At 37.4% G+C, this 7,958-nt stretch carries 11 protein-coding genes; all 11 read right to left on the bottom strand.

The window, feature by feature from the left end; all coding sequences use genetic code 11:
- Positions 1-195: 195 nt before the first annotated feature.
- Complete coding sequence (locus A3GS_RS0108760) at positions 196-498, bottom strand: DUF4176 domain-containing protein (RefSeq protein WP_018365039.1); 303 nt, start codon at positions 496-498, stop codon at positions 196-198.
- Positions 499-686: 188 nt separating this feature from the next.
- Positions 687-1,205 (bottom strand): hypothetical protein, encoded by a 519-nt coding sequence (locus A3GS_RS0108750; RefSeq protein WP_018365037.1) that lies wholly within the window; start codon positions 1,203-1,205, stop codon positions 687-689.
- A gap of 302 nt (positions 1,206-1,507) precedes the next feature.
- Positions 1,508-2,014, bottom strand: coding sequence for a hypothetical protein (locus A3GS_RS0108735; protein ID WP_018365034.1), 507 nt, complete (start codon positions 2,012-2,014; stop codon positions 1,508-1,510).
- A 94-nt stretch (positions 2,015-2,108) separates the two neighbouring features.
- Positions 2,109-2,816, bottom strand: a complete 708-nt coding sequence (locus A3GS_RS0108730) for a hypothetical protein (RefSeq protein ID WP_018365033.1) — start codon at positions 2,814-2,816, stop codon at positions 2,109-2,111.
- Positions 2,817-2,866: 50 nt separating this feature from the next.
- A complete protein-coding gene (locus tag A3GS_RS0108725) occupies positions 2,867-3,175 on the bottom strand; it encodes a DUF4176 domain-containing protein (RefSeq protein ID WP_018365032.1) in 309 nt (102 codons plus the stop codon).
- 1 nt (position 3,176) lies between these two features.
- Positions 3,177-4,001, bottom strand: a complete 825-nt coding sequence (locus tag A3GS_RS0108720; protein ID WP_018365031.1) for a hypothetical protein — start codon at positions 3,999-4,001, stop codon at positions 3,177-3,179.
- Positions 4,002-4,015: 14 nt separating this feature from the next.
- On the bottom strand, positions 4,016-4,471 hold the full coding sequence (locus A3GS_RS0108715; protein WP_018365030.1) for a hypothetical protein: 456 nt from the start codon (positions 4,469-4,471) through the stop codon (positions 4,016-4,018).
- A 93-nt stretch (positions 4,472-4,564) separates the two neighbouring features.
- Entirely contained in the window at positions 4,565-5,425 is an 861-nt protein-coding gene (locus A3GS_RS11740) for a T7SS effector LXG polymorphic toxin (RefSeq protein ID WP_018365029.1), read from the bottom strand.
- Positions 5,397-5,798 (bottom strand): hypothetical protein, encoded by a 402-nt coding sequence (locus tag A3GS_RS0108705; protein ID WP_156808899.1) that lies wholly within the window; start codon positions 5,796-5,798, stop codon positions 5,397-5,399. The genes A3GS_RS11740 and A3GS_RS0108705 overlap by 29 nt, the downstream gene beginning before the upstream one ends.
- 5 nt (positions 5,799-5,803) lie before the next feature.
- A complete protein-coding gene (locus A3GS_RS0108700; RefSeq protein WP_018365027.1) occupies positions 5,804-6,145 on the bottom strand; it encodes a TIGR04197 family type VII secretion effector in 342 nt (113 codons plus the stop codon).
- Positions 6,132-7,958, bottom strand: a 1,827-nt coding sequence (locus A3GS_RS0108695; protein ID WP_018365026.1) for an FtsK/SpoIIIE domain-containing protein, incomplete at its 5' end; no start/stop codon positions are given. The genes A3GS_RS0108695 and A3GS_RS0108700, both read right to left, overlap by 14 nt.

Genomic DNA, 7,958 nt, shown 5'->3' with positions numbered 1-7,958 from the left:
GTTGTTTAAACTCATCTGTGAAATGACGGCGAATTTTTCTAGACATATCTGTTCTCCTCTTTTCTTTAGTGTAGAACACTTTATAAATTCTGTCTAGTTTAGTGTAACCTATTCACACTTTATTCTTCTGTCTAGTTTAGTGCAACCGATTCACTTTGACCTCTTGATGAAATATCTTTTAAATGGTTTGTATGCTTACTTGACTTTTCCCTTAGAGATTTGGTTATTACTTTCTCGCCATTCTCTTAATGCTTCTTGTATTCTTGGCTCTTCTTCACTTACATAGCCTTCAAAAATAACTTGACTAATGTTTTCTTTATTGAAATAAACGACTTTGTCTGTTTCTAATCCTAAAATTTGACTAACTCCTGCATAATCAAAGTAGACTCGTTCATTACCTAAATCAACAACAGGTTGTCTGCTAACTATCATTAAAGCAATCTTTCCCCTTTTTAAATAGACTATGCTACCTAAAGAAAGTAACTTATCATCATTCATCTTTTTCCTCCTCAAGAATCTCAAAACGATTGGCTGACTCCGTGGGCCTAACATGTAGCCCCATGAAAACAAACCACCAGAATAGACAAGCGGATAGAGCAAATAATCTTAATTCTACGAAGATAGAAAGAATCAAAATAGGACTTAACAATAAAAAAAGCATAACATAGTAATGAATTGTTTTCATCTTACCAGTACTCCCTTCCGTTTGGCATCTGTCTATAAGGTGATAAAGGTTTTATTTTTCCAACATAATTTAAGACATGCCCTTTTTGTGATAAAAACCATTTTAATCGGAGAAATCTTAAGAAGGCGGTCATTGACAAAAATAAAGCAATGACTAGCACAACCACACTAAGATTACGAATAGCAATGAAAAAATCTACAGGAATATTACTTGCTCCAAAAATATAGGATTCCAAGCCCATACTTCTAATCACTGATCCACTCAAGACTGCTGCAAAGATTCCCAAGAAACTAGCTCTTGCTCCTTTATCTTTAGGGAGTTCTTTAGTAACACGATAATCTATCATTGGCAAATCAGTCTGGTAAATTCTCCTATGGAGTTTTGATGAAAGTGACAGATTCCTAAACATCAAGTATTCTTCTCCATCATCACTAACAATCAAATTCCACCCTCTAATAATAGATTGTTGGTTCAAAGTTAAGTTATAAATATCACCCTTGATTTCTTTTCTATTTACCATGAAAAAGTATCCTTAATCAATAACAGGCTGTCTACTAACTATCATTAAAGTAATCTTTCTCCTTTTTAAATAGACTATGCTACCTAAAGGTATTAACTTATCATTACTCATTTCCATCCTCCTCAATTACTTCAAATTTAATTTCTCTGTCCAAATCTTCTGTTGAGAGCCCTAAAAAAAATAACTAAAGTGACTGGAAAAAGGAGCAATGATAATCCCCTTAATTGTATAAAGATAGAAACAATAAATATTGGAGCTATCAGCGTTACGAGTGAGGCATAATATTTCATATTTTTTAACATTTACCAATACTCCTTTCCACTGGGTGTCCGTCTTAGAGGTTCTGCCGAGCGTATCTTTCCAACTTTCCTTAACTCCACATTCCTCCTTTTTAAAAATAATCTCAAGCGAAAATCTCTAGTAAAGGTTAGAGCTACAATAGATAAAATAGTTACAAGAGAAACAATGACTATATTTATTAGAGCTTGGCTTAGTGAAAAGGGAGAATTAATCGCACCAATCAACCATTCCTTAGGAATAAAATTACGAACAAAGGCTGCAAATACTATCCCTAAAAAAGTAGCTGTAGCAACTGTCCCTGATTTGTTTTCTTTTTGATAAATATATTCCTCTAAAGGAATTGTCGTCTGATATAGAGGTAAAAACCTACGAAACGATAAAGCAAAGTGCCTACGCATTAGCCACTCTTCACCATCTTTATTCCTAATAAGATACCAACCTCTAAGTAAATATTTACCTTGCAACGAGATTGGATATAATCTCGCTAAATAATATTTAGAATATTCCACTAAATTCGTCCTCCTACTGTCTTTGTCGTAGATATAAAAATCGAAATTAGCTCTTTCAGCTATCTTCAACCTTTGAAGCGACTTTTATTCTGCATCAACTCACCAATTCAAAAGTTTTAGAACTATCATTAGGATTGATAGTGAGTCCCGAAAAGAATATCTCCCAAAAAGCTAAAGCTACAAGTATAGCCATCAATCTGTATTCTACAAAAATCACTGGTAACGTAATCAGACTTAGAAGAAAAATACTACTCACATAATAGGGCAAAATTCCCAAAGAGGGCAGCTTTCTTCCTTGAGGCGTATAAGCTAGATGCCCAGTCATTCTAGCGGTACCAACCTGTGTAATCTCTGCTTCCTGCTCCTGTAATAATCTCAAAAACACTCTACTCCTATAAAAAGCAATGGCTATCAAAAATAGAGCAAGTACCACAAGGGGGACTAAGATGTTCCTTAAAGCAAGCAAGATATCCACAGGAATGTTGCTTACTCCTAAAAACCATGACACGGGAAAAATATGACGAAAAGCACTTCCGGAAATGATAGCGACAGCAATACCAACACTGGTTTTTCCAGCCTTACTCTTAGCTTCATCGTACATATCTCTTGTATAAACGAAAGACGATAAATCACGATTGACTTTATAACATTGACAGGTCTTTTTAGGGAAAAGTGTCCAATTATTCTTCACAACATATTCTCGACCATCCGCAGCTACCAACAAGTACCATCCTCTCAACAAATGTTTTCCATCCTTTGTTAGGTTAAAGAAATTTCCTTTTACTGCTTGTGTTTCTACCATGAAAAAATATCCTTTATTCCCGTCGTCAAACCATTCGAATTAATATCTAACTATTGATAATTTTTAATCGCAAACCTAGGATATTCAATTTTTGATACTAAATCGTCATAATTCTCAATCAACTGCTGAAAATAGATATCTACATATCCCATAAAAATAATCTCTTCAATGTCTTCCTTATTAAAAAAAGCTTGTTCCTGACTTACCGCTCCTAATGGTAACAAAGTTGCTCCAAAATCAAAGTATCCTTTTTCACCATTCCTCTCAATAATAGGAAATAACGATGTAATCATTAGATTTTGATTACCATCCTTAACTTTTACAACTGTTCCAATTGGTAAATGATTTCTTTCTGCCATATTAACTCTCCTCCAAATACTTTCTAGCCTTCTGTACAACAAATAATGCTTGATTTTCACTCGCAATTGCTGAAAAAAATTCTAAAGCTTTCTTATACATCCCTTGATTATATCTGTTTAGCCCTGCATAGTACATTTCTAACACCTTATCTATCTTACTGCCTGCATAGCTAGTTTCAAAATAATCACACGGTTCATGGTGTGTTATGATTTTATCTAAAGCCCTAGCCGTATTAAGTTGGTGCTGAACAATAATCTTTTGCTTTTCAACCTTAAAGATCTGTGAAGACATCTTATCGAGATAAAATTGTAAATCATAAGGTTCTCCTAATAAAATCTTGTTTAATAACTCTAAATAATAGTAAAATACAATATTCTGTTGTTTGTAACTTTTAAAATCTGTAACATTAAACTGAGATAATGCTTCTAATGACTGGGAAAAATTACCTCTTAAAAATTGAAGATAAGCAATATTAATATAATAAAATGATTTTTCACCTTTATTCTTTGATCCTATTCGACCTGATTGATAAAAAGAATTTTTCTCAATGATCTCTTGATATCTATCTAAATCAAGATGATCACTTAATATCTTTTTATAGCCTCTATCAATACAAGACAAGATGGGTAAAAAGAATACAAAGGAAATTGGGATTACTAAAAGCGCTAGCCAATACAGAAATGGTATCTCCAATGTAGCAAAATACACATAGAGTCCCAACATCACAAAAACAAACATAAAATAGTATAATCCAATTTTATTTTTAAACCGAATAATTTCAGATCCGGTCATTTGCGAGATCATTTCTTCAATATGTTGATACATATTAATCTTCCTCCTTATGCAAAAGCGTTTGTGACAATATTCCAGAGACCCGCTAAGGCTCCACCAACAGCTCCACCAAGCTCTACTATTCCAGTATAGGCAGCACTACCCGCAAAAACAGGCCAAGCAAAATAAGCAAGTGCTGCTCCTCCTGTGATGCCACCAATTACAGTAACTGTTTTTGTAACATTTGGGTGTTCTCCCATCCAGTCTCCTATTTCATCAACAAGATTATCTACAGGGGCTTTGTGAGGCTCATTGTTCTTATTTCTTAAATACTTACCTTCTTCATACTCAACAATCACCTTGCCTGTCATATCAAGGGGAGTAATTTTAGATTTTACCTCTGATTTACTTTTACTGTACATTGCTAAAGTATTATTGATGTACTTCATTCCAAATTGTATAGAAATACCACTATTGCTTGTTAAAAAGGTAGTTGAAATATCGGATATTCCATCCTTGTACATATCATAGTTATAAATACTATCTAAAGCAGAAGTTCCAATTGGATTAATACTGTTTGAAAACTTTCCATCTCTAGAAAGGCTTGCATCTCCAACTTATAAGCCTTCTAAACCTGATGAATTAAATTTCAGCGACATATCACCTTCTCCGATTGCACTCATACTAATGACATATTTTGCATAACCATAATAATTATCATAAATCAGGATAGTTTCCTCACCTTCAAAACTTCCTCCAGTAATGTAAGCCTGTACAGCTTCAACATCTTGCTTAGTCAAGTTACCTGAGTGTTGTAACGCTTGTATAACCTTTTCTCTTTTCTTCCAAGAGCTCGTTATTGTAGTCGCCCAACTCATATCAGATTTCGCGGGAACCTTAAATGTACCATCAAAGCTACTAAAACCAGCCTTAACCTGTGACATGCCTTGTGATACCGCTTGAAACAAGCCATCTACTTCTGAAAATAAACTCGCAGAAGTATTATTAAAAGCCAGCAGTTTCCTTAGCTTTTCTTCTAGTTCATGCTTCTTAGCCAAATGTCGTGCCATCGCCTTCTGAGCCTGAAGAACATTTCGGTCATCTACAACATCACGTTTCATCTCCTGTGTCAACCACTCGTTAGCTCGGTTGTAGGCGGCTGTATAGGTCGCTATTTGTCGCTCCAAATCAGCTGAATCAAGCGATTCTGGTGCAACTTGGTTGCTGTACTCGCTTGGTAGCTTGGCTGTTGAGCTTGCAATCTTCTCTGATAACAGGATAGCCCCTTGAAGCAGGGGAACCAGAACACTAGAAGCGTAGGTTTTGGCTGAATCATAGGCTGCTCCCTTTAAATCAGCTGTCCCTGAAAAACCTTGTAGACTGGCAATCAAGCCTTGATAGGCTGCAATATGATTGCTCGTCACTGTGGCTGTTGAACTAGACTGCGCGTTAGAACTGCCCAAATCCATTTTTACCATTGCTCGTCTCCTTTTTCTCTTGTTTCACCGTTTCTTCAGTTAGAAGTCGCTGTTTTTCAACGTAAAGCGACTCTCTTCTTGATTCTAACTGATGTTCTTCTTGCTTAAGTGTCGTCTCATAAGCCTCGTAATCTTGAGTAACTAAACGCTCTAACCTTTGGTATTCTGATTGAATTGCCAAAGCATCTTGCCTATCTTTAGGACTAATTTCCGACGTGTCTAAATCTGCTAAAAGTCGATGGGTCTCTCCAAAAAAATCATCTTTCTCCATCTGGTGATGATAAAATCTTTTCTTCTTATCCATCAAAACATCTAGCTGGTCATTAACTTGTCGTTCCTCATGCGTCACCATTTCTATTGTTCTTTTACTCACTCTTATTACTTTCCTCCAAATAAATTAGGGTTAGGCTGGAAAGTGTTGGGAAGCGTTTGACTTGCAGTTGTATTAGAACTTCCTACCAAAAGTGCCTGCGCTAAACGTTGATCTGTTGATTCAAATTCTGAAGCTGTACTGTGAATTAAACCAACAAAACTATTAATAGCTGAGGCTACTTGTTGAACTGTGCTAGCATCTAAATCAATGGCTGAGTGAGCATTGGTATTTCCTTTTAGGGTAGTGACAGTATCCTTACTGGCTGTAGCTCCTCCTAGAAGATTTGCACCAGCACTGCTTATTGCGGTTGCTTGACTGCTAGCAAGGGATAGATTACTTTGAATCATTCATTATCTCCTTATTAACTAATTTTAATTTTACGGATTGTTTTCTATCGTGTAAATAAACTTCATCAACTGCGGGATGGATTTCCCTACTATTGTACACTTTATCTAAGAAATTTTGGTCAGATAAACGCATACCAAGTAAAAAGTATTGAACTTTCTCACGAATCATCTTAGGAAGGGCATTAGAACTAATGCCCAAGTAAGCCAGCCTACCACCAACAATGAGATGAAGACCAACTTGATGGGCTTGTTTAAGTAAAGCATCCCACAAATTAATTTTCTCCTTGGCAATACTGAGGTAACTTTCCAAATTTGGAATAATCACTAACCAGTCTTCTTTAGTCTTGCCTTTCTGACGCTGTTCCATTTCATAAACTAGTTGTTCCGTCATATCTTCAAAAACTGCACCATCTTGAATATAAGTTTGAACAGTTGAAGCATAATCACTGAAATTTCGTTCACTATCTAATAGCATCACCTTAAGGTTAGGCATCAACTCATGAGATACCATTAATAACTGACGGGTAACAGTTTGGAGCGACTCCTCATTATCTGAGATATAAGCGAGGTGTTTGAACCCTTCCATCGGTATTGACACACTCTCAACTCTCATCACATCTAATCCTAGTGGTAACTCACCATTTCCTATAGCTTCCTGTACACTAGCCTTGGCCATGAAGTCTTCCATAGTAAGCTTCTCTGGTACAATTGGAATGGCTTTAGGACGGTCACCTGACCAAGCGGCATCCATGTCTTCAGCTTCCTCTTGAATGGCTTGGATGATTTGGAAGGCTTCTGGTTGCTCCAACTTCATCAAACCACGTCCCGGAATGTCCTCTAGGATGTAGTCATGACGGCCAATCAAGGTTCTGACGTCATTATCATCTGTCATCTTCAAGGCTAAGCGTGTCTTCAAGTTAGCTTGCAGGGCTGATTTGAGCGCTCCCATACGCCCTGCTGTCATGACCACATTAATCCCCAATCCTGTACCATCTCGTAAAAGCGTTTGGAAAGTGGCTTCTAGCTGCTCCCCAAGCTCGGCTTCCTTGATCCCATCATAACTATCAATGACAATGATAATCTGTGGTAAGCCTTCCCCACTCATTTGTCGGTAAAGACCGATATTGGATACGCCATAACGACTAAAGAGCTTCTTACGAAGAGCGACTTCTTCCTGCATCCGAAGCATGAATTTTGTCAGTTTTTCACTATCTTCCATCATGAAACTATCGGCAACGTGTGGCAAGGAGCGTAAAGGTAACAGACCATTAGTCCCAAAGTCAAAGAGATAGAAATGCATGAGGTCGGGAGTATTCTGACGAGCCAGATCCATAACCAGCGTTTGTAAGAAAGTTGATTTCCCCATCCCTGGAGCAGAATAAAGCACCAAGTTCCCATCCTTATCAAAGTCATGGCTGATGACTTCTTGAGCCTGTTGGCTTGGCAAATCCACCATCCCAAAGATAGCACTCAGGCTACCCTGATGACTCTTCTGCCACAGCACTTTGAAGTCTTCTGTTCGGAGGTCTTGCACATAAATCGCCTTCTTAAGCGGTGGCAACCAGGGCTGTGGCAGAGGCTTAATGTGCAGGTCGTCCACCATGTCACGAATGTTAGTGACAATGGCACCCAGCTCGCTTGGCACTTGGCGAATGTCATCCGCATCCTCTAGTCCTGACAGGTCTTCATTGAGGATATCGTATTGCCCCAAGGCGTTGATGGCATAGATGGTATGGTCTTCAATTCCTTGGTCTGCCTTATCAGGTTGGTACTCTGCCCCTGACCAAGCACTTTGGAAGAGTTCATAGACTTC

Source organism: Streptococcus caballi DSM 19004 (assembly GCF_000379985.1).
Lineage (GTDB): Bacteria > Bacillota > Bacilli > Lactobacillales > Streptococcaceae > Streptococcus > Streptococcus caballi.
The sequence above is the reverse complement of the archived record's forward strand: the minus strand, read 5'-3'. Positions and strand labels throughout refer to the sequence as shown.

Bases quoted from the DNA above. Each gene is read 5' to 3' on its own strand.
- A3GS_RS0108715 (WP_018365030.1), bottom strand. From the start codon at position 4,471: ATGTACAAGGATGGAATATCCGATATTTCAACTACCTTTTTAACAAGC.
- A3GS_RS11740 (WP_018365029.1), bottom strand. From the start codon at position 5,425: ATGGTAAAAATGGATTTGGGCAGTTCTAACGCGCAGTCTAGTTCAACA.
- A3GS_RS0108720 (WP_018365031.1), bottom strand. From the start codon at position 4,001: ATGTATCAACATATTGAAGAAATGATCTCGCAAATGACCGGATCTGAA.
- A3GS_RS0108725 (WP_018365032.1), bottom strand. From the start codon at position 3,175: ATGGCAGAAAGAAATCATTTACCAATTGGAACAGTTGTAAAAGTTAAG.
- A3GS_RS0108760 (WP_018365039.1), bottom strand. From the start codon at position 498: ATGAATGATGATAAGTTACTTTCTTTAGGTAGCATAGTCTATTTAAAA.
- A3GS_RS0108750 (WP_018365037.1), bottom strand. From the start codon at position 1,205: ATGGTAAATAGAAAAGAAATCAAGGGTGATATTTATAACTTAACTTTG.
- A3GS_RS0108730 (WP_018365033.1), bottom strand. From the start codon at position 2,816: ATGGTAGAAACACAAGCAGTAAAAGGAAATTTCTTTAACCTAACAAAG.
- A3GS_RS0108700 (WP_018365027.1), bottom strand. From the start codon at position 6,145: ATGATTCAAAGTAATCTATCCCTTGCTAGCAGTCAAGCAACCGCAATA.